Source organism: Ideonella azotifigens, assembly GCF_021043325.1.
In the GTDB taxonomy this organism is placed as follows: domain Bacteria; phylum Pseudomonadota; class Gammaproteobacteria; order Burkholderiales; family Burkholderiaceae_C; genus Ideonella; species Ideonella azotifigens.
The window spans coordinates 123,139-148,179 of record NZ_JAJNKD010000006.1 but is presented as its reverse complement, the minus strand read 5'-3'; the positions used below and the strand labels follow the sequence as shown (position 1 = coordinate 148,179).

Annotated in this window: 24 protein-coding genes; 16 read left to right on the top strand and 8 right to left on the bottom strand. The window is 68.1% G+C overall.

The annotated features are described in order from the left end of the window. Positions 1–21 precede the first annotated feature (21 nt). The 3 genes from LRH25_RS15055 (at position 22) to LRH25_RS15045 (ending at position 3,461) form a co-directional block, all read left to right on the top strand. The gene (locus LRH25_RS15055; RefSeq protein ID WP_141287444.1) at positions 22–318 is read left to right on the top strand and encodes a cyclic-phosphate processing receiver domain-containing protein; all 297 of its coding nucleotides are present in this window, start codon (positions 22–24) and stop codon (positions 316–318) included. A gap of 27 nt (positions 319–345) precedes the next feature. After that, the gene (locus LRH25_RS15050; protein WP_141287443.1) at positions 346–867 is read left to right on the top strand and encodes a GNAT family N-acetyltransferase; all 522 of its coding nucleotides are present in this window, start codon (positions 346–348) and stop codon (positions 865–867) included. Positions 868–983: 116 nt separating this feature from the next. Next, complete coding sequence (locus LRH25_RS15045; protein ID WP_141287442.1) at positions 984–3,461, top strand: glycoside hydrolase family 2 protein; 2,478 nt, start codon at positions 984–986, stop codon at positions 3,459–3,461. A gap of 15 nt (positions 3,462–3,476) precedes the next feature. Here the strand turns inward: LRH25_RS15045 and LRH25_RS15040 are convergent, their stop codons facing one another. Both LRH25_RS15040 and LRH25_RS15035 read right to left on the bottom strand, forming a co-directional pair. Then, positions 3,477–6,611, bottom strand: coding sequence for a sensor histidine kinase (locus tag LRH25_RS15040; RefSeq protein WP_231011493.1), 3,135 nt, complete (start codon positions 6,609–6,611; stop codon positions 3,477–3,479). Between the two features lie 68 nt (positions 6,612–6,679). Further along, the gene (locus LRH25_RS15035; RefSeq protein ID WP_141286589.1) at positions 6,680–7,807 is read right to left on the bottom strand and encodes an ABC transporter substrate-binding protein; all 1,128 of its coding nucleotides are present in this window, start codon (positions 7,805–7,807) and stop codon (positions 6,680–6,682) included. Positions 7,808–7,998: 191 nt separating this feature from the next. Between LRH25_RS15035 and LRH25_RS33105 the strand changes: the two genes are divergently transcribed. The 4 genes from LRH25_RS33105 (at position 7,999) to LRH25_RS15010 (ending at position 10,607) form a co-directional block, all read left to right on the top strand. Further along, complete coding sequence (locus LRH25_RS33105; RefSeq protein ID WP_170200790.1) at positions 7,999–8,631, top strand: DUF1653 domain-containing protein; 633 nt, start codon at positions 7,999–8,001, stop codon at positions 8,629–8,631. A gap of 60 nt (positions 8,632–8,691) precedes the next feature. Then, positions 8,692–9,342, top strand: coding sequence for a glutathione S-transferase family protein (locus LRH25_RS15020; protein ID WP_141286591.1), 651 nt, complete (start codon positions 8,692–8,694; stop codon positions 9,340–9,342). Between the two features lie 207 nt (positions 9,343–9,549). Further along, positions 9,550–9,903, top strand: a complete 354-nt coding sequence (locus tag LRH25_RS15015; protein ID WP_141286593.1) for a hypothetical protein — start codon at positions 9,550–9,552, stop codon at positions 9,901–9,903. Continuing rightward, on the top strand, positions 9,900–10,607 hold the full coding sequence (locus tag LRH25_RS15010) for a haloacid dehalogenase type II (protein WP_141286595.1): 708 nt from the start codon (positions 9,900–9,902) through the stop codon (positions 10,605–10,607). The genes LRH25_RS15015 and LRH25_RS15010 overlap by 4 nt, the downstream gene beginning before the upstream one ends. Before the next feature lie 90 nt (positions 10,608–10,697). Here the strand turns inward: LRH25_RS15010 and LRH25_RS15005 are convergent, their stop codons facing one another. From LRH25_RS15005 to LRH25_RS14995, 3 genes are read right to left on the bottom strand one after another with little or no spacing between them, the layout of a single operon-like run. Next, positions 10,698–11,717 (bottom strand): Bug family tripartite tricarboxylate transporter substrate binding protein, encoded by a 1,020-nt coding sequence (locus LRH25_RS15005; RefSeq protein WP_231011491.1) that lies wholly within the window; start codon positions 11,715–11,717, stop codon positions 10,698–10,700. A gap of 26 nt (positions 11,718–11,743) precedes the next feature. Continuing rightward, positions 11,744–13,111, bottom strand: a complete 1,368-nt coding sequence (locus LRH25_RS15000; RefSeq protein ID WP_141286597.1) for a DUF1254 domain-containing protein — start codon at positions 13,109–13,111, stop codon at positions 11,744–11,746. A 24-nt stretch (positions 13,112–13,135) separates the two neighbouring features. Beyond that, entirely contained in the window at positions 13,136–14,245 is a 1,110-nt protein-coding gene (locus tag LRH25_RS14995; RefSeq protein WP_231011490.1) for a porin, read from the bottom strand. Positions 14,246–14,406: 161 nt separating this feature from the next. Here LRH25_RS14995 and LRH25_RS14990 point away from each other — a divergent pair, with 161 nt between their 5' ends. From LRH25_RS14990 to LRH25_RS14965, 6 genes are all read left to right on the top strand, one after another. Beyond that, on the top strand, positions 14,407–15,174 hold the full coding sequence (locus LRH25_RS14990; RefSeq protein WP_231011489.1) for a Crp/Fnr family transcriptional regulator: 768 nt from the start codon (positions 14,407–14,409) through the stop codon (positions 15,172–15,174). Between the two features lie 66 nt (positions 15,175–15,240). Further along, positions 15,241–15,909 (top strand): urease accessory protein UreE, encoded by a 669-nt coding sequence (ureE, locus tag LRH25_RS14985; RefSeq protein WP_141286599.1) that lies wholly within the window; start codon positions 15,241–15,243, stop codon positions 15,907–15,909. Beyond that, positions 15,887–16,612, top strand: a complete 726-nt coding sequence (locus tag LRH25_RS14980; RefSeq protein ID WP_141286601.1) for an urease accessory protein UreF — start codon at positions 15,887–15,889, stop codon at positions 16,610–16,612. Before ureE ends, LRH25_RS14980 begins: the two co-directional genes overlap by 23 nt. Positions 16,613–16,776: 164 nt before the next feature. Next, positions 16,777–17,718: a peptidase associated/transthyretin-like domain-containing protein gene (locus LRH25_RS14975; protein WP_141286603.1), complete on the top strand. Its 942-nt coding sequence runs from the start codon at positions 16,777–16,779 to the stop codon at positions 17,716–17,718. A 171-nt stretch (positions 17,719–17,889) separates the two neighbouring features. Beyond that, positions 17,890–18,528 carry an urease accessory protein UreG gene (gene ureG / locus LRH25_RS14970; protein ID WP_141286605.1) on the top strand — a complete coding sequence of 213 codons (639 nt, stop codon included), beginning with the start codon at positions 17,890–17,892 and terminating at the stop codon, positions 18,526–18,528. A gap of 55 nt (positions 18,529–18,583) precedes the next feature. Further along, entirely contained in the window at positions 18,584–20,563 is a 1,980-nt protein-coding gene (locus tag LRH25_RS14965) for a sensor domain-containing diguanylate cyclase (protein WP_231011488.1), read from the top strand. Between the two features lie 16 nt (positions 20,564–20,579). Here LRH25_RS14965 and LRH25_RS14960 read toward each other — a convergent pair whose 3' ends face one another. Both LRH25_RS14960 and bfr read right to left on the bottom strand, forming a co-directional pair. Then, on the bottom strand, positions 20,580–20,777 hold the full coding sequence (locus tag LRH25_RS14960) for a (2Fe-2S)-binding protein (RefSeq protein WP_141289845.1): 198 nt from the start codon (positions 20,775–20,777) through the stop codon (positions 20,580–20,582). Between the two features lie 223 nt (positions 20,778–21,000). After that, positions 21,001–21,480: a bacterioferritin gene (gene bfr / locus LRH25_RS14955; RefSeq protein ID WP_141289844.1), complete on the bottom strand. Its 480-nt coding sequence runs from the start codon at positions 21,478–21,480 to the stop codon at positions 21,001–21,003. 273 nt (positions 21,481–21,753) lie between these two features. On the opposite strand from bfr, the gene fur reads away from it, so the two are divergent. Next, positions 21,754–22,194, top strand: coding sequence for a ferric iron uptake transcriptional regulator (gene fur / locus LRH25_RS14950; protein WP_141289843.1), 441 nt, complete (start codon positions 21,754–21,756; stop codon positions 22,192–22,194). A 10-nt stretch (positions 22,195–22,204) separates the two neighbouring features. Here fur and LRH25_RS14945 read toward each other — a convergent pair whose 3' ends face one another. Beyond that, on the bottom strand, positions 22,205–23,425 hold the full coding sequence (locus tag LRH25_RS14945) for a PepSY-associated TM helix domain-containing protein (RefSeq protein WP_141289847.1): 1,221 nt from the start codon (positions 23,423–23,425) through the stop codon (positions 22,205–22,207). A gap of 275 nt (positions 23,426–23,700) precedes the next feature. On the opposite strand from LRH25_RS14945, the gene hemP reads away from it, so the two are divergent. Beyond that, positions 23,701–23,922 (top strand): hemin uptake protein HemP, encoded by a 222-nt coding sequence (hemP, locus tag LRH25_RS14940; protein WP_141289842.1) that lies wholly within the window; start codon positions 23,701–23,703, stop codon positions 23,920–23,922. A 40-nt stretch (positions 23,923–23,962) separates the two neighbouring features. Further along, the gene (locus tag LRH25_RS14935; protein ID WP_231011487.1) at positions 23,963–25,033 is read left to right on the top strand and encodes a ChuX/HutX family heme-like substrate-binding protein; all 1,071 of its coding nucleotides are present in this window, start codon (positions 23,963–23,965) and stop codon (positions 25,031–25,033) included. Positions 25,034–25,041 lie beyond the last annotated feature (8 nt).

Genomic DNA, 25,041 nt, shown 5'->3' with positions numbered 1-25,041 from the left:
CAGCAACGAAAGCTCAGACCCATGCGGGTGTTTTTGGACGACGAGCGCAAGACACCCGATGGTTGGACCAGGGTGTACTGGCCTGACGAAGCCATCGCGCTGTTGCAGACCGGCAATGTTCGGGAGATCAGCCTCGACCACGACCTCGGCGACGATGAACGAGGCACCGGTTACGACGTGATCCTGTGGATCGAACAGGCGGTTGCATTGCAAGGCTTCGTGCCACCCAGGATCCACGTGCATTCCGCCAACTCGTCCGCCCGCGAGAAGATGCTGCTCGGCATTGCGGCGATTGAACGACTGGCCAAGGTGGCCTGACAACCACCATCAAACCTTGGCAGACCGATGCAGATCGACCACCCCACCGAAGTCGACGCCCAGGGCATCGCTACGGCCCACGTGCGTTCATGGCAGCCCGCCTATGCGGCCATCCTGCCTCCTGCCTTCCTGGCCGAACTCTCCATCGAGCAGCGCAGCGAACGCTGGCGCGGCATCCTCGCGCGCCAGGACTCGAACACGCGGGTGATGCGCGACGAGGCGGGCCAGGTGCTCGGCTTCGTCAGCCATGGGCCTTGCCGCGACGAAGGTTCGCCGCCCACGCGCGGCGAGATCTGGGCGCTGTATGCGTTGCCCAGCGCCTGGGGCCAGGGCGTGGGCCGTGCGCTGCTCCAGCGTGCGCTCTCGGAGCTGCTGGCCCAAGGCCGCGACTCGGTATCGCTCTGGGTGCTCAGCGGCAACCAACGCGGCATCCGCTTCTACCGCGCCGCCGGCTTCGCCGAAGTGCCGGGGAGCGCCAAACTGCTGGAACTGGGCGGCCGGATGGTGGAAGAAGTGCAGATGCTGCGGCCCTTGTTCGGCGAAGCCTGAGCCTGGTGGCAAGCACTCGACACCAGCTGGCGCTGCCTCAAGACGCCCCGCGAGGACCGCGGCTGTGCCAGCATCGGTCCTGACCTCATGCCGCCCACCGCACCCGGAGCCTCGCCATGCCCGCTGCCACCACCGCCCGCCCGCTGCACGAATCCTGGCTGTTCCGGATGGCGGCGCCTGAGCTCTCGATGCTGGAGAACCTGGCGGCCGAGGCGGACTGGCGGCCGGCGACGGTGCCGGGCACGGTGTACCAGGACCTGATTGCGCAGGGGGCGATTCCGGATCCGTACTTCGGCACGCAGGAGGTCGAAGTGCAGTGGGTGGCGGAGAAGGACTGGTGCTACCGCTGCGACTTCGAGGTGGATGCCGCGGCGCTGGCCGTGCAGGTGGACCTGGTGCTGGACGGGCTGGACACGTTTGCCACCGTCTATCTGAACGGGCAGCGCGTGCTGGTGAGCGACAACATGTTCGTTCCGGCGCGCATCGAGGTGCGTGGCCTGCTGAAGCCGGGCACGAACCGACTGGGGCTGTATTTCGAATCGGCCCAGCGACGCGGGCGCGAGCGCGAGGCGGCGCTGGGGCGGCGCAACCTGTGGAATGGTGAATCCAGCCGGCTGCATGTGCGCAAGGCCCAGTACCACTACGGCTGGGACTGGGGCCCTGTGCTGTTGACGGCCGGGCCGTGGCAGCCGGTCAAGCTCGAAGCCTACGAGACCCGGCTGCAAGAGGTGGACAGCACCGTGCACCTGGCGACGGACCTCGGCCATGCGCGGGTAGACCTGCGCTGCGAACTGGCGGGAACGCAGGACGCGGCGCTGGCGTTGCACCACCGTCTCCTCGACCCGCAAGGCAAGCTCGTGGCCGAAGCTTCGGTGCCCGCCGGCACCGAGGCCAGCCTGCATGTGGACGCGCCGGAACTCTGGTGGCCCAACGGCCAGGGCGCGCAGCCGCTGTACACGCTGGTCACAACGCTGCAGGCCGGCGAGCAGGTGCTGGACAGGCACAACCGCCGGATCGGCCTGCGCACACTGCGGCTGGTGCAGGAGCCGGTGGCGGGCGAAAAAGGCAGCTCTTTCTGCTTCGAGGTCAACGGCCGGCAGGTCTTCATGGGCGGCGCCAACTGGATTCCCGACGACAACCTGCTCAACCGCATCACGCCCGAACGCTACCGGCTGCGCGTGCGGCAAGCGGCCGAGGCAAACATGAACATGTTGCGTGTCTGGGGCGGCGGCATCTACGAGGACGACGCGTTCTACGCCGCTTGCGACGAACTCGGCCTGCTGGTCTGGCAGGACTTCCTGTTCGCCTGCGGCATCTACCCGGCCAACCCCGAGTTCCTGCGCAGCGTGGAGGCCGAGGCCGCTGCCGCAGTCAAGCGCCTGCGCCACCACGCCTGCCTGGCGCTCTGGTGCGGCAACAACGAGGACTACGCGATTGCCGAGTCCATGGGGCTGTACGGCAAGGGCAAGGACATGGTCCGCTTCGAGGCCCGCGCCATCTACGAGCAGTTGCTGCCCGAGCTCTGCGCCCGGCTGGACCCGCAGCGCCCCTACTGGCCCGGCAGCCCCTACAGCCCCAGCGCCAACGACACGCTGACCTCCGACAACCCCACGGTGGGCGACCGCCACAGCTGGGAAATCTGGCACGGCGCGATGCTGCCGTACCAGCGCTATCACACGGTGCAGGCGCGCTTCGTCAGCGAGTTCGGCATGCAGTCGCATCCGTCGCTGGACCTGCTGCAGCAAGCCATCCCCGAAGCCGAGCAATTCCCGCTCAGCCGCACCATGGCCGCGCACAACAAAGCCGGCCTGCCGCTGCAGGATGGCCACCGGCGGCTGGCGGTGTATGTGGCCGACACGCTGAATGCCGGACCCACGCTGGCCGATGCGGTCTATGCCACCCAGTTCGTGCAGGCCGAGGCCATGCGCTACGCCTTCCAGGACTTCCGCCACCGCTGGCTGGGCGCTGGCCGGCGGGCGGTGGGCGGCGCGCTGGTCTGGCAGCTCAACGACTGCTGGCCGGTGACCAGCTGGGCCATCATCGATTCGCTTGGCACGCTGAAACCTGCATGGCATGCGATCCGCCGCGCACTGGCGCCGCTGGCCATCGCGGTCCGGCAGGTCGACGGCGAAGCTCGTTGCTGGATCTCGTCAGCGCTTGCGGCGACCCGCTGCGAAGTCCGCCTGCAATGCCATGCGCTGGCCGGGGTCAGCAGTGAAGTGCAGACGGCTGAACTAATGGCGCCATCCAACGGCAGCACCGACCTGAATTTCCCTCTGGACCTGGCCGCGCCGGCCGTCGTCGAAGCCAGCCTGTGGGTGGACGGCGAATGCATCGCCCGCGACTGCGCCTGGCCCGAACCGTTCCGCTTCCACCCGCTGGGCGACTGCGGCTTGCAGGTAGCACGCCACGCGGGCGGCCTGACGCTGCGCACCGAACGCCCGGCCAAGGGCATCTGGCTGGCCGCGCCCGGCGTCAACTTCTCCGACAACTTCATCGACCTGATGCCGGGCGACGTGCGCAGCATCGCCGTCACCGGCCCCGACCTGCCCATCCAGGTCACGGCACTGGACCAGACACCTTTCGAGGCCTGAGGGTCTCTGAGGCGCTCAGCCCGCGGTGGTTTTCCGGTTTCTCGACCATGGCCACCACGACCGTGATCCGGGCAGGTAGGCCTTCGAAGCGCGCAGGCTCAGCTGCACCCGGGTGCCCAGGCCGACAGCGCTTTCGATGTCGAGTTGGCCGCCCAGGTGGCGGGCGCGTTCGTACAAGCCCACCAGTCCGAAGTGGCCACGGTCCCGGGCTTGCTTGGCCCAGGCGGGCAGGCCATCCGGGCTCGGGGTGAGGTCAGAAGGAGACACGTCCATGCCAATGCCGTCGTCGACCACGAACAAGGCCAGCGCCTGCGGACCGTAGCGCACGGTCAATCGTATTTCGCCGGCCTGAGCGTGGCGCAAGGCGTTCTGCGCGGCCTCCAGGCCGAGCCGGAAAGCCTCCTGCCAGACAGCCGGCGCCAGCGCGCGCGCATTGCCGATGCACTCCCCGCGCACGCCGGGGCGATGGCCGGCACCGCGCATCGCGATGACGGCCGCCTGCAGTGCCTGCGACAGCTCCTCGGGCTGCTGGTGGCGGCGCAGGTCCTGCACGCGGGCGCGCGTTTCGGCGACCGCCGCGTCCGCCATGTCCAGCGCCGAGACCAGCCCGCGGCGCAGCGGGTCGCTCTCGGGCAGCTGGATGCTGGCGGCCTCGATCTGCACCGTCAGCGCCATCGTGCTCTGCAGCAAGGTGTCGTGCAGTTCGCGGGCAATGCGCTCGCGCTCGGCCAGGCGCGCCTCGATGCGCTCCTGCGCGCGCCGGCTGTTCCAGGCCATGCGCCAGCGGTACAGCAGCCAGCCCAGCACCACAGCCGTGGCCGCCAGCAGGGCGCGGAACCAGCCCGTCTGCGTCAGCGTGGGCTGGACCGCGAAACCCATGCCGGCCACCGCAGACTGCCAGCGCCCGCCTTCGTCCATGGCTTGCACCTCGAACCGGTATTCGCCCGGGGGCAGGTGGGTGAACACCGCCTCGCGGCGCTCGGTGGGCGCCTGCCAGCCCGGATCCAGCCCGACCAGCCGGTGGCGGAAGCGCACCCGCTCCGGCGCGCCGGGCAAAGGCGCGGTGTAGCCGATGCGAACCACCTGGCTGCCAGCTGGCAGCTGCAGGTCGGTCGAGGTCGGCCATGGCTGGTCATCCACGGAGACGCGGGTGACCCGCGCGACCGGTGCCGCAGTGGCGGCTGCGGGCCGTGCAGGGTCCACCCAATAGATGCCGGTGTTGCGGCTGAACCAGAGCCGGCCGTCCCGGCCTTCGGTGGCAGACGGCAGGCCGCGCACCGAGGGCGACGGACCGATCACGCCATCGCGCCAGTCCAGCCGCTCGACCGGCAGGCGCCACTGCGGCTCGCGCTGCCAGCGCTTCAGGTCGGACCGCCGGATGCGCAGGATGCCGGATTCGTCGTTCAGCCAGAGGTCCCCGCCTGCCGACTGCACGATGCCCGAGACCGAACGCAGCCCCTGCTCGCCGTCGACCTGCAGGCCACGGAAGCGCCCGTCCAGCAGTTGCGATGCACCCAGCTCGCCGCCCACCCACAGCTCGCCGTCCCGCGCGTGCAGGCTCAGCACGCGGCCCAGCGCCAGGCCCTGCGTGCGGCCGAAGCGCTGCTCGCCAGCCGCGTCGCGGCGAATCACCTCGCCGCTGGCCAGGCCACGCCAGAAGCCGCCACGGTCGTCCAGCATTGCGGTCATCACTTCTTCGCCGCGCTCGGCCGGTCGCACCGCATCCCAGCCGGTCCCGTTCCAGCGGCGCAGCGGCGTGGCCCACCAGGCGGCCCAGATCGCGCCTTGCGCGTCTGCCGCCAGGATCTGCACCGGGTTCTTCGGCGCGATGTCGGCCGGCGCGGCCACACGCTGCATGCGGCCGTCCACCAGGTGCCACAGGTCCGGAATGCCGCCGACCCAGGCTGTACCGTCAGGTGCCCGCACCGCTGCGCCGAACATGGTCTCGCCGGGCCGGTAGTCGCCCGGCAAGGCCTCGAAAGCACCCGTTGGCCACAGCCGTGCCGGCGGCTGGCCGATCGAGCCGGTCACCACCGAACCGTCGTCCAGTGGCGCCATCACACCCACCTCCAAGCCGTGAGCCAGAGGTGCCGGCACCGCGCGCGCCGGGCGGAAGCGGTCCAGTCCCTTGGCGGTGCCCACCCACAGGTTGCCGTCACGGTCCACGAAAGAGGCCGTGACGCGGTCGCCGGACAGGCCGTCCTGCGCATCGAAATGCTCGAAGCCGGAGGCAGGATCCTCGGGCCTGGCCAGGCGCAGCATGCCGCCATCGGACAGGAACAGCCAGATGCCGCCATCACGGTCGGCGCGCAGGCCGCCACCGTGATGGCCGATGGACCGTACCGGCAGCCGTGGCGCCGCGGCGCCATCGGCCAGCCGCAGCCGGTCGTCGCGATCCCACAGCCAGCGGCGGCCCTCGCGGTCGATCGACATGTCATTCACCTGGTCCATGCCGACGGCGCGTTCGAAACGCGACGCGCCCGGCCGGCGCAGGTCCCAGCGGCCGTTGGGCCCGTTCAGCCACAGGGTGCCGCCAGCGTCCTGCATCAGGTATTGGTAGAAGTGGCCGTCCAGCCCTTGTGCTGGGCCTACCTCGGACCAGCGGCCATCGGCCTGCAGTGCAAAAAGGCCCAGCGCCGTGGCCGCCCAGACCTGGCCGTCGCGGTCCTGCAGCAGGTGGAAGACCGTGCCGTTTGGCAAGCCGGCTTCGGTGCCGTACCAGTGTGCGCTGGCGGACGAAGCCGCAGGTGCAGCGTCCCAGCGCAGCACGCCGCCCAGCCTGAAGCCGATCCACAGGCTGCCGTCAGGTGCCAGCGTCAGGGTGCTGATGTTCTGGGCATGGCCCAGGCTGCTCCCGGCGGGGAACAGGTCGACCCGCTCGAACTTCAGCCCGTCGAAACGGAACAGGCCACTGGTCGTGCCCAGCCAGAGGAAACCGTCAGGCGTCTGCGTGATGCCGACGATCTCGGTCGGCGCGCCATCGCGCGCAAACCAGGCGCTGTGCTGCAGCTGGCCGAGCCGGCGGTCAGGCTCCAGCGCTGCACAGGGCGCGATCAGGCCAATGGCGAGGCAGCATGCCAGCAGGTGAGCGGCGATGCGGCTCGCGAAGCAGGTGTCGGCACCGGTACGGCAGGTTGGCAAATGGGACACGGCGGCCATTGTGGCGGCCCATCCCGTGCGCTGCCTGACACGGCCCTCAATTCAGGCACCCGCTTGGGTCAGTGCCGCACGCGGCCGTCCTCGGTCAGGATCGTCATGTCGACGAACTTCGAGCCATTGTGGCGCTGGGCCGAGAAGTTGACGAAGAAGCCGCCCAGGTCGAAGTCGTGCAGCGATTCGAGGCCGGCCACCAGGCTCTCGGCATGGATGGTATTGCCCGCGCGGCGCAGGCCCTCGACCATTGTTCGCGCAGCGACATACCCTTCCATGCCGCTGTAGCTCGGGTCCTTGCCCGGCAGGTGGGAGGCCTTGAGCCGGTCGAGGTATTCACCCGCCACCGGCGTGCGGGTCGAGAACGGGAAAGGCATGACCTGCGAGACGATCACGCCCTTCGCGGCCGAGCCCAACTCGTCGGCCAGTGCCTGCGTGCCGACAAACGAGAGGTTGTAGAAATTGCCGCCAAAGCCGGCCAGCCTGGCCGCACGGATGAAGGCCGCGCAGGACTTGTAGGCGCTGATCTGGATCACGCACTCGGGCGAGCCGGCCACCACGCTCTTCACCGCGGCGGCCACGTCGGTGGAGTTGCGCTCCACCGTGCCCAGCGACACCGGCGCCAGGCCCAGCGGCTTGAGCGCCGCCTGCACGCCCTGCAGGCCGGACTGACCGTAGCTGTCGTCCTGGTAGAACACGGCCACCCGCTTGATGCCCACTGCGGTGATCTGCTTGACGATCTCGGCGGCCTCGTCGAAGTAGGACGCCCGCACGTTGAACACGTAGCGGTTGAACGGCGTGCGCAGCGCCTCGGCGCCGGTGTAGGGCGCCACAAACGGCACTTTGGCCGCCGTGAACAAGGGCAGCGCGGCGAGCGAGGTGGGCGTGCCGACATAGCCGAACAGCGCAGTGACGCCTGCGCCGATCAGCGACCGGGTGTTGGCCGCACAGCGCTCGGGCTCGTAACCGTCGTCCATGCTGCGCAACTCGATCTTGCGCCCACCAATGCCGCCGCGCGCGTTCACCTGGTCGAACACCAGCATCGCCCCCTGCCGGAACGCCAGGCCGAGCTCGCTGGCAGGCCCGCTGAATGGGGCGGACTGTCCCAGCAGGATGGGCGCGCCATCGGCCAGCGCGGGCAGGCTGGCGGCACCGGACAGGGCGGCGAGATGGCAGAGAACGTGACGGCGATTCATGGCGTAAGGCAAGGCAGGACCGGGGAAGGACGGACATCTTGACGAGGAACAGCGCGCGGCGTTCACGCGGCTTCGTCAGGCGTCATGCATCGTTAAAAATGGCCGCGAGTATTTCACGCGCTTGGTGACTGCGAAGCGACACCCCTGGCTGGGCTACCCTGCCGATCCCAGCCGAAAACCAGAAGACCTGCATGAGCGAATCCGAAGCCCTGCCCGCCCTGCCCCAGCTTCAACTGGGCCGCTACCGCCACTACAAGGGCGGCGAATACGAGGTGGTCGGCGTGGCCCGCCACAGCGAGAGCCTGGAAGCGTTCGTGGTCTACCGGCCGCTCTACAACCAGACCGGCTGGTGGGTGCGCCCGTTCGAGATGTTCACCGGGGAGATCACCAGTGAGGGCCGCAGCCAGGCGCGCTTTGCGCCGGTGGACGCTGGCGCATCGGCATCCCCTCACGCCGCGCTGCGCGCCACACTGCAGGCCCTGGAAGCCGAGCTGCATCACCCAGGCGCACGCTGCTCACCATCGCGTCTGGAAGAACTGCTGCATGCCGACTTCCACGAAGTGGGCCGCTCCGGCCGCCCATACACCCGCGAGACGGTGCTGCAGTTCCTCGCCGGCCAGGCCCACTGGCCGGACGTGCTGGCCTGGGGCCACGCGGTCACGCCCCTGGGCCCGGACACGGCCTTGCTCACCTACCAGTCGGCCCACCGCGCGACTGGCGACACGCTGGTCAACGCCACACATCGCTCGTCCGTCTGGCGGCGCACGCAGCAGGGCTGGCAACTGCTGTATCACCAGGGAACGCCTGCAGCAGAAGGGCCTTGAACGCGCCGCTGGCCGAGGCCAACAATGCAGGCTCGCACCACCCACCCAAGGAGGAACGCCATGGCATTGACCGAATCAACCGACACGGAACTGGTCTTCTACACCCACCCCTGGTCCCGTGGCGGCATCGTTCGCTGGATGCTGGAGGAAGTCGGCACGCCCTACCGGCAACAGGTGCTGGGCTTCGGCCCGGCGATGAAGGACGCCAGCTACCTCGCGCTGAACCCGATGGGCAAGGTGCCCACCGTCGTGCACCGCGGCCAGGTCGTGACCGAATGCGCCGCCATTTGCGCCTACCTGGCGGATGCATTTCCCGAATCCGGCCTGGCGCCAGCCAACCCGGACCGTGCCGACTACTACCGCTGGCTGTTCTTCGCCGCCGGCCCGCTGGAAGCCGCCGTGACCAACCAGTCGCTGAAGGTAGACATCAGCCCCGAACAGCAACGCATGGTGGGCTATGGCACCTACGAACACACGCTGGACACCTTGGCGCGGGCGCTCAAGGGCAAGCGCTACATTGCCGGTGACCGTTTCAGCGCGGCAGACGTGTACGTCGGCTCCCATGTGATGTGGGGCATGGCCTTCAATGGCATTCCCAAGCGGCCCGAGTTCGAGGCCTACACGGCGGGCTTGAGCGAACGTCCTGCCTACCAAGCCGCCAAGGCCATAGACGCCGAGTTGGGCGAGAAGCTGGCGACGAACAAGGGTTGAAGCAGCGCAGCCCGGCAAACCCGCAGCTTCCGCGGGAGCATCCTCGCTCCCGCTCTATACCCGTCCTCAACACTGAGAACCGGCAGACCGGCAAGCCGCCGACAGCGATTTCCGCAGACGCATCCCGCTGAGTTGAAGGCGTCGGGCAAGATGTCGGCCTCCAGACTTGAAGCACCCAGCGATGCTCCGCGCATCGACTACCACGCCATGCCCTCGACCATCTACTGTTGGCGCTGCAGAATGGAAATCCCGATGCTCACGGAGGCGGAGTGGAACTCGGTGTCACCTCATCTGACGAATGCGTTCGAGCAGATCAAGCGATACCGAGAGACACATCAATGCTCGCTGGCGGAAGCCCAGGAGAAGGGTTTCGGCCAGCAAGCCCTCGCCGCCTATTCGCAGATCACCGGCTTTGAGGAAACCAACCCCAACGCGCTCTTCCATCATCGGCTCAGCATCTACGGACCACCTTGCCATGCCTGCGGAAAGCCTCTGCGCACACCGCAAGCCAGGTACTGTGCAATGTGCAGCGCCGAGCGCATTCCGGGACCCGAGACATGACACCCTTCTCCCAACCCAAAGTCCTCGCCTTCGACGTCTTCGGCACGGTGGTCGACTGGCACGGCGGCATCGTGCGCGAAGTCGAAGCGCTGGGCCTGGCGGTGGATGCCAATGCCTTTGCGCTGGCCTGGCGCGGGGGCTACCGGCCGGCGATGCAACGCGTGATGCGCGGTGAGCAAGGCTGGACGCGCATCGACGACCTGCACCGGCAGATCCTCGACGAAATCCTGCCCCGCTTCGGTCTCCAGGCCATGCCTGAAGAACAGCGCCATGCACTGAACTTTGCGTGGCACAGGCTGGATCCGTGGCCCGACGTGGTGGCCGGCCTGCAGCGCCTGAAGCAGCGCTTCATCCTCACCACGCTGTCGAACGGCAACCTCAGCCTGCTGGTGGACCTGGCCCGCCACGGCGGCGGCCTGCCCTGGGACTGCGTGCTCTCCGCCGAAACCTTCCAGCGCTACAAGCCAGATCCCGCGACCTACCTGGGCGTGGCCAGGCTGCTGGACGTTCAGCCCGCGCAGGTCATGCTGGTGGCAGCCCATCATGACGACCTCGCCGCCGCCCGCGCCTGCGGCCTGGGCACGGCCTACATCGAACGCCCCCTCGAATTCGGTGCGTCGCAGATCAAGGACGTGTCACCGCAGGACGGCAACGACCTTCATGCGCGCAGCTTTTTGCATCTGACCGAGCTGCTGGGCGCCTGATGCGCGGCGACGCCGTGCTCCGCCAGGCTCTCATCGTGCGGCAGCAACAAGGCAGCGCCGACCCCAGCGGGGCCCTATCAGCGCACGTCCTCAGTCCAGCACCACCCCCGTCTGCCGCACCAACTGGCCCCAGTCCTTCAGGTCTTGGCGGATGGTGGCGGCGAAGTCTTCCGGGGTGTTGGATTGCATCTCGTTGGTGTTCAGCTCGTTCATGCGCCGGCGGATGGCGGGATCCTGGATCAGCTGGTTCACGACCCGGTTGAGCTTGTGCACGATGGCGTCCGGCGTGCCGGCGGGAGCGAAAAGGCCGTACCAGGCATAGGTGGTGAACGGGTGGCCTGCTTCGTTCATCGTGGGCACATCCGGCATCAGCGGCAGCCGGGCCGGGCCGCTGTTGACCAGCGGGCGCAGCTTGCCCGCCTTGACGAGTTCCACCGTGGAGGTGGTGTCGGCAAATGCCGCGTTGACCTGGCCACCCAGCAGGTCCTGCACGCAAGGTGCGGTGCCTTTGTAGGGCACATGCGTCATCTGCAGTCCGGCCTGCCTGCTGAGGCTTTCCATCGCGAGATGGCCGCCGGAGCCTGCGCCCCAGGAGCAGTAGCTGAGCTGGCCAGGCCGGGCCTTGGCATAGGCAACAAAGTCCTGCAGCGTCTTGACCGGCATGTCGCTGCGCACCAGCAGCAGGTTGCCTCCCCTGCCGATCTGCACGACGGGCACGAAGTCGCGCAAGGTGTCGTACGGCAGCTTGCGGTAGAGGCTGGGGTTGACCACCATGGCCGCGGCGTAGGCGAACAGCAGCTTGTGACCATCCGGGGGCGCATGGGCCACCGCGTCAGCGCCGAGGATGCCATTGGCGCCGGGTTTGTTCTCGACCAACACCGGCTGCTTGAGCAGCTGCGCCAGCGCGGGTGCGAAGAGCCGGGCCACGGTGTCGGTGCCGCCTGCCGCCGCGGTGGGCACGATCAATGTGATCTGCCGCGTGGGGTAGCTCGTGGCGGCGTCATCGGCCGGTGCAGCGTGGCTGGCGGGTGCGAGCAGGCAAGGCCAGACCTGCAAAGCCAGGCGCCAGGGGGAAAAGCGGAACTTCAGGTGCATCGGGTGGGAGGGCATGGGACGCATCGCGTGCCCGCACCCTATCACCCCGCGACGATGCCCTCCTCGCGCTGCAGTGGCGGCAGCGGCGTGCGCGACTCCAGCACCGCGTCGCTGGGCAGGTAAAACCTCAGGCAGAGGTAGAAGCCATCGGCGGGCGCGGGCAGCCAGTTGGCGCGCGCGGAGGGCATGTCGAACTGGTCTTGCGGCGGCTCGTGCGAGAGTGTCAGTGTCAGACCACCGTCGGCGTCGTACTGCAGGCCGGGCGTGCGGTCGCCAATCGCATGGCGGTGCAGCACGTTGGGCACCAGCATGCCATCGGCGTTGCTGTAAAGCGTGAGCGACCAGAAGGCATAGACGCGTGGCAAGGTGCCTGGCTTGAAGCGCATGCGGTAGCGGTGGCTGCCGGTGAGGGGCCGGCCCTGCGAATCGTTCAGTGCCAGCGAGTAGGTGGCCTCGCGGCTCTCGAGCATGCCGATGTATTTCAAGGCGACCAGCGCGCGGAACTCATAGTCCTGCGCAAAGGTGTTGCCGATCAGCGGCATCTGCAGCCAGCCGGTCATGGTGCGACGGCCGTTCTCCAGCGTGCGCAGCCGCGTCAGCGCCTGGTCCAGCCCCTTCTGCAGCAACGCGAGCTGTTCGCCTTCCGGCACCGGCCAGCCTGGGCCCAGGCCCGCACTGGCCAGTGCGGCCTTGAGCCACGCATCGTCCTCGGGCGGCGGGTCGTCACGCAGCGCGCGGTTGACCTGGGTCGCAAACAGCGTGGCATCCAGCGCAGCGTTCGGGTCGCATTCGGGGTCGAAGGCCGTGGCCTCGCTGGGCCGGCCGGCCTCCCAGTCCGGCAGGCTGGAGAGACGGATCGCGTTCTGCAGCGCATGGGCCGCCGGCAGGTCGCGCTCGTCTTCCTCGACCAGCATCCGGCCCAGCAGCCAGACCCAGCGTGTCGGAGAGATCACATGCTCGTGGCGACCACGAAAGGCAGCCGGCACCTCGCCACGCCAGCCAGGCCCGGTGATCAGGAAGCTGCGCGCCTGGTTGCCGGTGAGGCGCTGGCCGAGGTGCGCAAACGGGTTGGTGAACATGTCCAGCAAGCCCATCACGTGGTAGCGGCCCGCCATGCCGGGCATGTCCAGCACCCAGGCGCCGTCCGCCAGGTCCAGCCAGGCGGTGGAATAGAGCGTGTCGTGATTGGGGGTGGGCACGCGGCTCTGGCCTGGCCGCATCAGCCGGCGGGCGTGCATGAAGCGATTGCACCAGCGCCGCGGTGGTGCCAGGGCTTCGCCGCCGGGCAGTCGCTGCGGCGAGGTCAGCGCGCGCATGCGGCACATCTCGTACACCGGATAGGCATAGAGCACGGCCTCTTCGGCCTGGTGCAGCAAGGCGTCGTCTGGCGTGGTTTGACTTTCTTTCATGGACTGCTCTGGTTCGGACGGTGCCTAGAAGCTGTGCCGCATGCCCAAGGCCACCACCTTGGTGTCTTCGTCGCTGCCGGGTGTGATGGCCACCTGCGCCATGCTGACCGACGAGCCACCGCGGTTGTTCAGCCCCAGTGCGCGGCCGTACAGCACGGTGCGCTTGCTGAGGTAGTAGTCCGCACCCAAGGTCATCACGATCTGGCCGCGCGGGCTGTCGTGCAGTTCCCGCCGGGCGACCTCGGCCAACAAGGTGGTGGTGGTCGCAATCGTCCAGCTGGTGCCGAGCGAGGTGATGCGGGCAGCCGGCACGCCGTCCAGGTTCGAGGTGTTGCGAACGAAGTTGGCCGTCAGCTGGAACTGCTCGTTGAACTTGTACGAGGCGCTGAAGGCCTGGTACTTGGACGTGGCAGGCGTGGGCACGGGCCTGGCGGCGGAGCCTTCGCGCGCGCGCTGAAGACCATAGCCGAGGTAGAAGGTGTCGGTGGCCCAGCCGATGCGGCCCCCGACCAAGTCCCCGCTGTGGCGGCTCTCGACCAGCGACTCGCCCGGTGCCCACGCAAGGTCCAGGATCAGCGGCGACTCGGCCGGGGTGCGGTAGCGCAGCATGTTGCTGCCGCGACCCGCAAACGGGTTCAGCCGCGTCTGGCCGTCAATGGCCGAAACCAGGTTCAGCGGCGAGAACACCACGTTCAGGCCAAACGGATCGGCCCGGTAGATGCCATAGAAGACGGGGGTGTACATGCGGCCCAGGTCGACCGAGCCCCAGCGGCCGGCGAGGCCCACATAGATCTGCCGCGTCCAGCCGAAATCAGGCCCGGGCACGGTACCCGTGCCGGTGTCGGCGTTGAAGCCACTCTCCATCAGAAAATTGGCACGCAGCCCATCCCCAAGATCTTCGGTGCCCTTGAAGTTGATGCGCGAGGCGATGTTGCCGCCATCGTCCACCCGGTACTGGGTGCGCGAGCCGGCCTTGGCCCAGGCCACGTACTGGTCCAGCGCGCCAGACACGGTGACGCTGCCAGCCCACACCGGTGAGGCCCAAGCAGCGCCCAGCAAGACCGCGCTGCCGAGCGACATGCGGGTCTTGAATAAGAAAGCATCGTGAGCGAGGATGCTGGCCTGATATTTCATGTTTTGGACTCCCTGCGGTGGACAGGCCCGGGTGCCAGCTGCACCGTGCCTGTCCTTGACAACGATAGGCCGCGGCCCTCGGCCAAATCTGTCAACCGATTGACAGAATGGGGAAGATCCGCGGCAATAGAACTTCTTCACACTGCCATCGCGCCGCGCCCTTGCCTACCCCTGATGACACCCCGAGCCCGTCCACCGAAGCCGATCAAGCCGATGGCGAGACGCTGCGCGACAACAGCCTGCTGATCCAGCGCGTGCTGCGCTGGACCGAGCTGTTTTCCGAATGGCCCTATCCTCGCATTGCCAACCTGATGCAGTCGGCACGGCTGGTGCGCCATGCGCGCGGTGCGCTGGTGCTGGGGCACGACATTGCGCGGCGCGAGTTGCTGGTGCTGGTCTCGGGCATGGTGGAGATCAGCCGCACCAATGCCGACGGCCGCAAGTACCTGCACAGCTTCATGTCACCCGGCCATGTGGCCCCGCTGGTGCGGCTGCTGGACGAAACCCCCCTGGGTTTCTACAACTACACGGCGCATGAGGAGTCGCAGGTCATCCACCTGCCGGCAGACGCTGTGATCGCCGAGCTGGACGCAGAGCCCAGGCTCTGGAAGGACGTCTCGCGCCTGGCGCTGCGGCGCCAGCGTGAAAGCCTGCAGAGCCTGCACCAGCAGGTGCTGGGTTCGCTGCGGGTGCGCCTGGCCGCCACGCTGGCCAGCCTGGCCGGCCAGACCGGCACACCGCTGCGCAGCGGCCAGAGTCTCAGCATCGGCCTGTCGCAAGGCGATCTGGCGACGATGCTGGGCGTCTCGCGCCAGACCATGAACAAGGAACTGCGCCAACTCGCCGACGAAGCCGTGGTCGCCGCCGTCTACAAGCGCATCATGATCCTCGATGCAGACAAACTCCGCGACATCGCCAGCAACGGCTGATCCAGCATTGCCACCCGGTACCATGTCGGCTTGATCCTGTTGTGCCCCGCCCAGGGAACCGCTGCCATGCTGACCATTCGCAAACTCATTTCCCGCGGCCAGGGCCTGGCCCCTGTGTTGCTCAAGCGCGCCGCCACGGTGGAGCTGGACTGGGATGTGCGGCAGAAGAGCCGCTTCGAGGCGCAGGATTCCACCGGCCGGCGGCTGGGCGTGTTCCTGGCGCGGGGCAGCGTGGTGCGCGGTGGCGACGTGCTGGTGGCCGAGGACGGCTCGCTGATTGCCGTCAAGGCCGCGCCACAGCCGGTGCTGGAAGTGCGCGCCTGCGCCGAGCACGGCAGCCCGTTCGATCTGATGCGGGCCGCCTACCACCTGGGCAACCGCCACGTGCAACTGGCGCTGCAGACCGATCACCTGCTGCTGGAGCCTGACCACGTGCTGGCCGACATGCTGCGGCAAATGCACTTGATCGTGCGGGAAACACAGACCGCCTTCGAGCCGGAGGCCGGTGCCTACGCGGCGGGTGGACATGCCCACGGTCATGCGCATGACGACCACGGCGCAGGCCATGATCACGGGCACGGGCACGGGCACGGGCACGGGCACGATCACGCGCCTGCCGCGGCCCCTGCGCCGGTGCGCGGCAAGCCGATTGGCATTGCCGTCGCCGCGGCACCGCACGTGCATGGCCCCGGTTGCGGCCACGACCACGGGCATGACCACGGCCACGATCACTGAGTCCGTGGCCTCTGCCGAAGCCCTGAGCCCGAGCGCGCTGCTGCAGCTGATGTGGCTGGCCTCGCCAGCGCTGCCGGTCGGTGGCTTCAGCTATTCGGAAGGACTGGAAGCGGCGATCGAAAGCGGGCTGGTGCGGGACGAGGTCTCGGCCGGCAACTGGTTGCTGGACCAGCTGAAGCTGGCGCTGTCGCGTGCCGACCTGGCCGTTGCCGCCGCCGCGCACGAGGCCTGGCAGCAGCACGACCTGGTGCGCGTCACCGCGCTGAACGACTGGGTGCGCCAGACCCGCGAAAGCAGTGAGATGCGGCTGCAGACCGAGCAAATGGGCCGTTCGCTGCAGCTCTGGCTGCTGCAGCGCCAGCCGCAGGACCCACGCGTGGTGGCGCTCGGCAGCCTGGCCCCTGCGCCGACCTGGCCGGTGGCCTTTGCACTGGCCGCGCTGCACACGGGCGCACCCCGCCGCGAGGCGCTGCTGGCGCATGCCTTTGGCTGGGCCGAGAACATGGTGCAGGCCGCGATCAAGTCCGTGCCGCTGGGCCAGAGCGCCGGCCAGCGCATGCTGGCGCGGCTGGTGGAGGCCTTGCCGGCAGTGATAGATGCCACGCTGCAGTTGCCCGAGGACCAGCGCCAGGCCTGCACGCCGATGCTGGCCATCCTCAGCGCCCAGCACGAGGCGCAGTACTCGCGGTTGTTCCGCTCCTGAGGCGCTCGCCAGGCCGCGCTGCGTGACGCAGCGCACGCGCGAGTTCCGGCTTACGCAACAGCAACAGAGCGGCAACCTGCGGCCGCGAGCATCCAGCTCAGCACATCGCCGAGGCACCCACTGCCCGCTGTGCCCACAAGCCGGTCCACCGGCGGAGAGCCCACATGCCATCCACTGCCCCGAACATTGCCGGCGCGCACGCAGCGCATGCCGACGAAGGCCTGCAACACGACCTGCGCCTGCTGGCCGCTGCGCAGTCCCTGCCGGCGACCCTGCCACGCGAGCTGCAACGCCGCCGCGCATTGCGCTGGCTGGCCGCAGGCAGCCTGGCACCGCTGGGCTCGCTGGCCATGGTGGCCTGCGGCGGCGGTGGCGACAGCAGCAGCACGACCACCGACACCAGCACGGACTCCGGCAGCAGCGGCAGTGGCAGCGGCACGACGACCACCACGACCGGCAGCTGCTCGGTGATCCCCGAAGAGACCGCCGGTCCCTACCCTGGCGATGGCTCGAACAGCGTCAACGGCAGCGTCGCCAACGCACTGCTGCTCAGCGGCATCGTGCGCAGCGACATCACGCCCAGCCTGGGCAGCAGCAGCGCGGTAGCCAGCGGCGTGCCGTTGACACTGACGTTGACGTTGGTCAACACCAACAGCAGTTGCGCCTCGCTGGCCGGCTACGCCGTCTACCTCTGGCACTGCGACCAGGGCGGTGACTACTCGCTCTACGCCAGCTCGCTGACCAATGTGAGCTACCTGCGCGGGGTGCAGGAAGCGAATGCCAGTGGCGAGGTAACCTTCACCACCATCTTCCCCGGCTGCTATTCGGGCCGCATGCCGCACATCCATTTCGAGGTCTATCCCAGCCTGGACGTGGCCACCTCGGCCACGCACAAGGTCAAGACCTCGCAGCTCAGCTTCCCGCTGGCCACGCTGAACACGGTCTACAGCGCCAGTGGCTATCAGGAAAGCGTCAGCAACCTGGCCAGCATCAGCTTTGCGACCGACAACGTCTTCAGCGACGGCACCACACTGCAGATCGCCGAGATCAGCGGCAGCAACAGCGCCGGCTACGTCGCATCGTTGACGGTGGGCATCGCGGCCTGAGGCCGGCCCGGCAGTTTCGCGCAGGCGGCGGTGCGGGCCGGCAGGTCCTCCCCCTCGCCTTTCGGCCGGCCGCCGCCTGCGCACCTCCTCGTTCTCGGGCCGCTTCGGCAGGCGCCGCGCATGTCATGATGAAGCCCTTGTTGTCTTCACCTGCATCGCCGGACCCGCACCATGACCCAGCTGCCCGCCCAACGCACCAAGACCTTGCCACCACTGCGCGTCGGCGTTGGCGGCCCGGTGGGCTCGGGCAAGACGACGCTGGTCGAAATGCTGTGCAAGACGATGCGCGACAAGTGGGACCTGGTCGTCGTCACCAACGACATCTACACCAAGGAAGACCAGCGCCTGCTCACCGTGGCCGGCGCGCTGGCACCCGAGCGCATCATGGGCGTGGAGACCGGCGGCTGCCCGCACACGGCCATCCGTGAAGACGCCTCGATCAACCTCGAAGCGGTGGACCGCATGCTGGCGCAGTTCCCGGACGCCGACATCGTCTTCATCGAGTCCGGCGGCGACAACCTGGCCGCCACCTTCAGCCCCGAACTGAGCGACCTGACGATCTACGTGATCGACGTCGCCGCGGGCGAGAAGATCCCGCGCAAGGGCGGCCCCGGCATCACCAAGAGCGACCTGTTTGTCATCAACAAGACCGACCTCGCGCCGCATGTGGGCGCGGACCTGTCGGTGATGGAGGCCGACACCCGGCGCATGCGGCCGAACCGACCCTTCGTGATGACCAACCTGAAGACCCGCGAGGGGCTGGCAGAAGTGGTGCGCTTCATCGAAACCAAGGGCTTGCTGAGCGACTGACAACCGCTTTGCCGCCGCCGCATCACCTCTTCGCTCACGCCAGCCTTCGCGCGCCTTGGGCAAGTTCGCCATCCTCCGCACGCTGAAGTTCCGCATCACCGCGATGGTGGTGACGATTGGCGTGCTCGCTGCGCTGGGCACGGCGCAACTGGTGCTTCAGGTCACACAGGCCGACCTGCGCCAGATGCTGCTCAATGCGGAGCGCGACAACCGCGAGCGCACCGCCGCGCTGCTGGGCAGCAAGCTGAACACCTTGCGCCAGGTGCTGACCCGCGTGGCCCAGCACAGCAGCAGCGTCGACTGGCGAGACAGCGGCGCGCTGGCGCAACTGCTGATGGGCGAAACCGCACTGGCCAGCCTGTTCGACGGGGCCTTTGCGGTGGCGCCAAGCGGCAGGATGCTGGCCCGCGTCGACCAGAAGGCAGGCAGCACCCAGGACCTGCCCAACGTGGGCGACCGCGACTACTTCCATGCCGCCATGCACAGCGACCAGCCGGTGGTTTCCGCGCCGCTGCGCAGCCGCACGCTGAATGCGCCCCTGCTGGTCATTGCCGCCCCGGTGCTGGACGCCCAGGGCCGGCACCTGGGCCTGCTGGCCGGCGGCCTGCTGCTCGAATCGAGCAGCCTGTTTGCGCAGCTCAACATCAAGGCCAGCACCGATGGCTTGATCGACCTGGTGATGGACAAGCAAGGCCGCATCCTGGCCCACCCGGACAGTGGTCGCCTGCTCGGCCTGGCGGTAGACGAGCCCGGCCTGCGCGAAGTCGTCGCCCGCTGGCAGGCGGAAGGCAGCCCGGCCGAGCCCGAGGGCCGGGCCGAGTGGTCCGAGGGCTACCTGGTGGCCATGGCCGGCATTCCGCTGTCGGACTGGGTGCATGTGCGCCTGACCCCGGAGGCCTCCGCCCTGCTGCCGGTGCACGATGCACGGCGCAGCGCCTGGATTGCTGCGGCGCTGGCAGCCTTGCTGGCCGGCGGCCTGGCGGGCGCCGGCTCCTGGCGCATGGTGCGGCCCATCTCGCGGCTGCAGCGCCGTGCCGAGGCCATGCTGGTCAATGGCGACGACAGCGCCGAGCGCTGGCCTGTGGGCCATGGCGAGGTGGGCGCGATGGCCAGGGCCTTCCAGCAACTGTTGCAACAACGCGCCCAGCGCCAGCAGGAGGTCAACGAGTTGCTGCAGCAGCTCGAAGCCGTGGTCGACCATGCGGAGGTGGGCATTGCGCTGACCCGCCACGGCCGGCTGGAAGTCGTCAGCCGGCGCTTTTGCCAGATCTTCCGGGCCGAGCGCGAGCAGCTGGTGGGCCAGCGCACGCGGGTGCTGTATGCCGACGACGCAGCGCATGCCGAGCAGCGTGCACGCATCGGCCCAGCGTTTGCGTCACACGGCAGCTTCGAAGGCGAAGTCCGGCTGCAGCGCATGGACGGCGAAGGCTTCTGGGCCCGCATGCGCGGCCGCGTGGTGCAGCCAGGCAACCGCGGTGCCGGCACGATCTGGGTCGTCGACGACGTGACCCAGGCCAGGCACCACCGCGAACAGCTGACCTGGGCTGCCAGCCACGACGCCTTGACGGGCCTCGCCAACCGCGGCGCCTTCGAAGCGGCCTTGGAGACGCTGACGCAGGAAGCCGGACACGCGCCGTTCTGCGCGCTGTTCATAGACCTGGACCGCTTCAAGCAGGTCAACGACAGCGGCGGCCATGCAGCCGGCGATGCCTTGCTGCGCGGCATTGCCCAGGTGCTGGCCGCGCCGCTGCGCCGCTCCGACCTGGCCGCCCGCCTGGGAGGCGACGAATTTGCGGTGCTGCTGCCGCATTGCCCGCTGGAACGGGCGCAGGCGATTGCCGAAACGCTGCGCGCCGACGTTGGCCGCTACGCGCTGAGCTGGGAAGGTGCAAGCCACTCGGTTGGCTGCAGCATGGGACTGGTGCTGGTCAACGGCCGGCATGTGAGTGCTGCCGAAGTCCTGCGGGACGCCGATTCAGCCTGTTACCGCGCCAAGCGAGAAGGCCGGAACAAGGTGGTGTTGGCAGGCGACTGAACGCCAGGCCAGGTCTTCAGGTCGTCTGCGCGCTTTCGTGCGGCTGGGTGGCGCAGGCAGCGTCGAAGACTTCGCGTGCGCAGTCGTGGCAGCAGCCGCAGCAGGATGCGGCGCGGGTCATGTCTTTCAGGACTTCAAAGTCGCGCACACCGTGCACCTGGACGACTTGGCGGATGTCTCGGTCGCTGACGCGGTTGCAAAGGCAGACGATCATGGGAACCTGCGAGGGACGTGAACTCGGGAATCGAAAACGCAGGCGAAGCATAACCTGAATGCAAATGCTTCTCAAATACCTGTGGTCCGGTGGGGCCAAGTCCCGTGACGCGCTGCACGCTGGCGGCTCGTTCCGGTGATGCCAATGTCGCACCCGTTGCCGCCCTTGCACCCATGAAAAAAGCCGGCGCAAGGCCGGCTTTTCCTTCGCGTGTGCGAGGCGCTCAGGATTCGTCTTCGTTCATCTGGCTTTGCAGCCAGTTCTGCTCGCCGACCTGGGCCACCAGCGCGATCTGGGTTTCCAGGTGCTCGATGTGCTCTTCGGTGTCGTCCAGGATCTCCAGCAGCACGTCGCGGGAAACATAGTCGCGCACGCTTTCGCAGTGGGCGATCGCGTCCTTCAGCAGCGGATGGGAGCCCATTTCGATCTTCAGGTCGCAGTGCAGCGTCTCGACGGCGTTTTCACCGATGAACAGCTTGCCCAGGTCCTGCAGGTTAGGCAGGCCGTCGATCATCAGGATGCGGTCGATCAGCTTGTCCGCATGCTTCATTTCCTCGATCGATTCCTTGTACTCGTGCGCCGCGATCTTCAACAAGCCCCAATGCTTGAGCATGCGGGCATGCAGGAAGTACTGGTTGATGGCGGTCAGCTCGTTCTTCAGCTGCGCATTCAGGAATTCAATGACTTTGGCGTCGCCCTTCATGGCCCGCTCCTTTGAGGTTGTTGTGTGTGAGGGGCAGCGCTCGAACCGCTGCGAATCGTGGCATTCTGCGCCGCATCACCCCATGGGCCAAATGGTTATCCATGCCCGGCCGGATGGATCGCGAATCGCTCGTATTCGGGATTTGCTACAGCCGGCTGCAGCGAACCCCGGCACAAAGACCTCGATCCCAGATCCTGCATTGATGCAAATCGATCTCATTTGCAATAATCGGCCATTGCCCGTTCGTCATCACGATCCGCGTTTGCCGCCACCATGCACAAAACCCCCCAGATCCAGGCCGAAGAACTGAAGACCAGCGGCCTGAAGGCAACCCTGCCGCGGCTGCGCATCCTGGCCGTGTTCGACCGCTCGGAGCGCCGCCACCTGAGCGCGGAAGACGTGTATCGACAGTTGCTGAACGACGGCTCGGACATTGGCCTGGCCACCGTCTACCGGGTGCTCACGCAGTTCGAGCAGGCCGGCCTGCTGCTGCGCAGCCAGTTCGACAATGACCGCGCCGTGTTCGAGCTGAACCACGGCGAGCACCATGACCACCTGGTCTGCCTGCGCTGCGGCAAGGTGGAGGAATTTTGCGACCCGGCGATCGAACAGCTGCAGCAGCGCATTGCCGCCGAGCGCGGTTTCGAGCTGCGCGAACACGCGCTGTCGCTCTATGGGCTGTGCAGCGACCCGGCCTGCCAGGACGGTGCCTGAAGCAAGCCGCTCAGGCGGCCGCGCGCATTGACTTCGCCACCGCCAGCTTCTGCACCACGCTGCGCGCGCGCCGCTTGCGCGCCCAGATCAGCACGCCAGTGACGCTGAAAGAGGCGATCACCACACCCATCAGCGAGATCAGCACCCGCCCGGTCAGGCCGATGATGCGGCCCGAGTGCAGCGGGAACATGCTCTGCATGAAGATGTCGCCAGCGCTGCCGGTGCCGGGCACGCTGTCGCCGGCCAGCTCGCCGGTCCCGGCGTCGAAATAAAGCCAGGCGTTGCCCAGGCCGCCGTCACCGTGGTCATGGCCGGGGCGGAAAAAGCCCACGCCCCAGAGGCCGAACTCGGGCGACAGGAACACCGCGCCAGCCGGCTCGCTGAAGCCACGCCGCAGCCCTTCGGCCTGCGCCAGCGCAACGACCTGGGCGGCGCTGACCTTCGGCTCCGCTGCCGCGGTGGGCGTCGTTGGCGTGCGGCTGGCAAAGGGTGATGGCGACAGCGTCGAGAAGGCCGACACCACCGGCCGCATCACCTGCGTGTTGAGATTCATGGCCACCGAAGTGATGGCCAGCAACAGCACCAGCAGGAACAGCCACACGCCGCCGGAGCGGTGCAGGTCGAACACCAGCTTGTGCCCGCTGGCGCCCCAGCGGAACGCAAACGAGCGCTTCCACTGCGCGGCATTCGGGAACGAGATCCACAGCGCGATCAGCGAATCCAGCACCCAGGCGATGGCGATCAGGCCCATCAGCCAGATGCCCAGCTCGATGCTGCCGGCATCGGGCAAGTGCATCGAGTAGTGCAGCTTGTAGAGAAAGGGCAGCAGGTTCTCGCGGCTCAACGACACCGCGCCCCATTCGCGCCTGCCCTGGACCTCGGCCGTCACCGGGTCCAGCGCCACCTGGTTGTAGCCAGGCTCGAAGAGCTGGCCGGTGGCCGGATCGACCCGCGGCACCACCGACACACTGAAGGTCTCTCCCGGCTCGACCGCCAGCTGGTAGTAGCTCACGCGCACCTTCGGATCCGCCGCTTCCACCGCAGCAACCAGCTCGGCCACCGGCCGAGCCTGGCCCAGCCCGCCACTGCGTGCCTCGTACAGCGCCGGGTTCAGCCAGGCGTCCAGCTCGTGGTCCCATGAAATGACGGCGCCGGTGGCCCCGGCGATGAACAGGAACAGCGCGGCTGCCAGGCCAAACCAGCGGTGCAGCCGCACCATCCAAGCTCTGATCATCGAAACGTCTCTCTGGGAAGCATCAGCAGATCCCGCACAGCACCACGCTGCCAGGACAGGCTTTGACGGACGGCGCTCGGCCCAAGTCCAGCGCCGCTGTCATGCGTCTACTTGAATGGCGTAGATTTTAATGCACCTCATTCGCATTTACAAAATGGCAGGTGATCCGATCCCAAATTCCCGCCGTTCTGACGGGCATCGTGATGCAGAAACCATGTGCCCAGCACGACTTTATGGATGCAAATAAGAATCGCTCGTATTACGATGCATTCATGCAAGCCCTTCAAACCTCCTTCACCGCCCCGGTCTCGGTGTCCGCACCGAACACGCCGGCCATCAGCGCCACACCGGCGCGCGCACCCGATGGGGCCGCCTGCCCGCGCTGGCGCAGCCAGGACTTGCTGGCCCAGGCGCAGCAGGCCGAAATCGCGCACGGCGACCAGGTCTATCGCTTGCGCCTGACGGCGCTGGGCAAGCTCATCCTCACCAAGTGAAGCGGCCGCGGGGATGCCGCCCACTGGTTCTTGTACCGCCATGACCCTTTCCGTGCTGCCGCGCAGCGAGCCCACCGGCCGCGGCCGTCCGTCCGTCCCACCAACGCCTTCGATCCGCGCCGCCGCATGGCCCGGCTTTGCGACCGACCCTCCGGCGCGGCGCTCGCGAACCGCCGCTGCCGACGCCCGGCGACAAGCAGTGCCGCTGCAGCCTTGCTGGCCGGCGCTGATGGCCGGCATCGGCGCGCTGGGCGAGGTGCAGGCGCGCACCGGCCAGGCGGCCTGCACGCTGGCCGCCAGCAGCCCTTATGGCCGGGCGCTGCTGTGCGGCGACCAGGGCCATGTTTCGGGTGGACGACTGGAGCTGCGGCTGTTCTACGCGGCATGGGCGCGCGGCTTCGCGGTGCAGGAGCACACGGCCAATGGCTTGCAGCGCAGCCTGCAGTTTTTCGACGCCCAAGGCCTGCCGCTGCACGAGGTGACGCTGGGCCCGCGCAGCCGGGTGCCCGCATTCGACGCGCTGGTGGCGCGTTTTGCCGCGCCAGCCGCTGCCCAGTTTCCGCAGCACGCAGCGAACAGCCATGCACCGGCTGCGTGCCCCGCCACTCGTGTTGACCCACGCGCTTTTCGCGCCGGCTGGGCCTCGATGCGCGTGCCGCAGGACTTCTACGCGCTGCTGCGCCGCCATGGCCTGACCCGGCTGGCAGCGCTGCAGCTCGCATCACCCGAATTTGCCCAGCCGGTCGACGGTGGTGCCGCACATGAAGTGCTGGCCCGCGCCGCACAGACCGGCCTGCCGCTGAGCCTGTGCTGCGGCAACCCGGGTGCGGTGCAGACCTGCAGCGGCCCGCTGCACCACGTGGAAGTGCAAGGCCCGTGGCTGCAGGTGAACGACGCAGGCCTGCAGTTGCAGCTGCGCGAGGACTGCATTGCCAGCGCCTGGCGGGTGCGGCTGCCGGCCAGTGAAGGGCTGGTGAGTTCACTGGAACTGTTCGATGCCGATGGCCGCACGCTGGCCATCATCGGCGGCCAGCGGGCGCCGGGCCAGGCCGAGCGCTGCGAGTGGCGCGAGTTGCTGGCCAGCGTTGCCCTCGAAGACTCGCCCTGCTGACCCGGGAG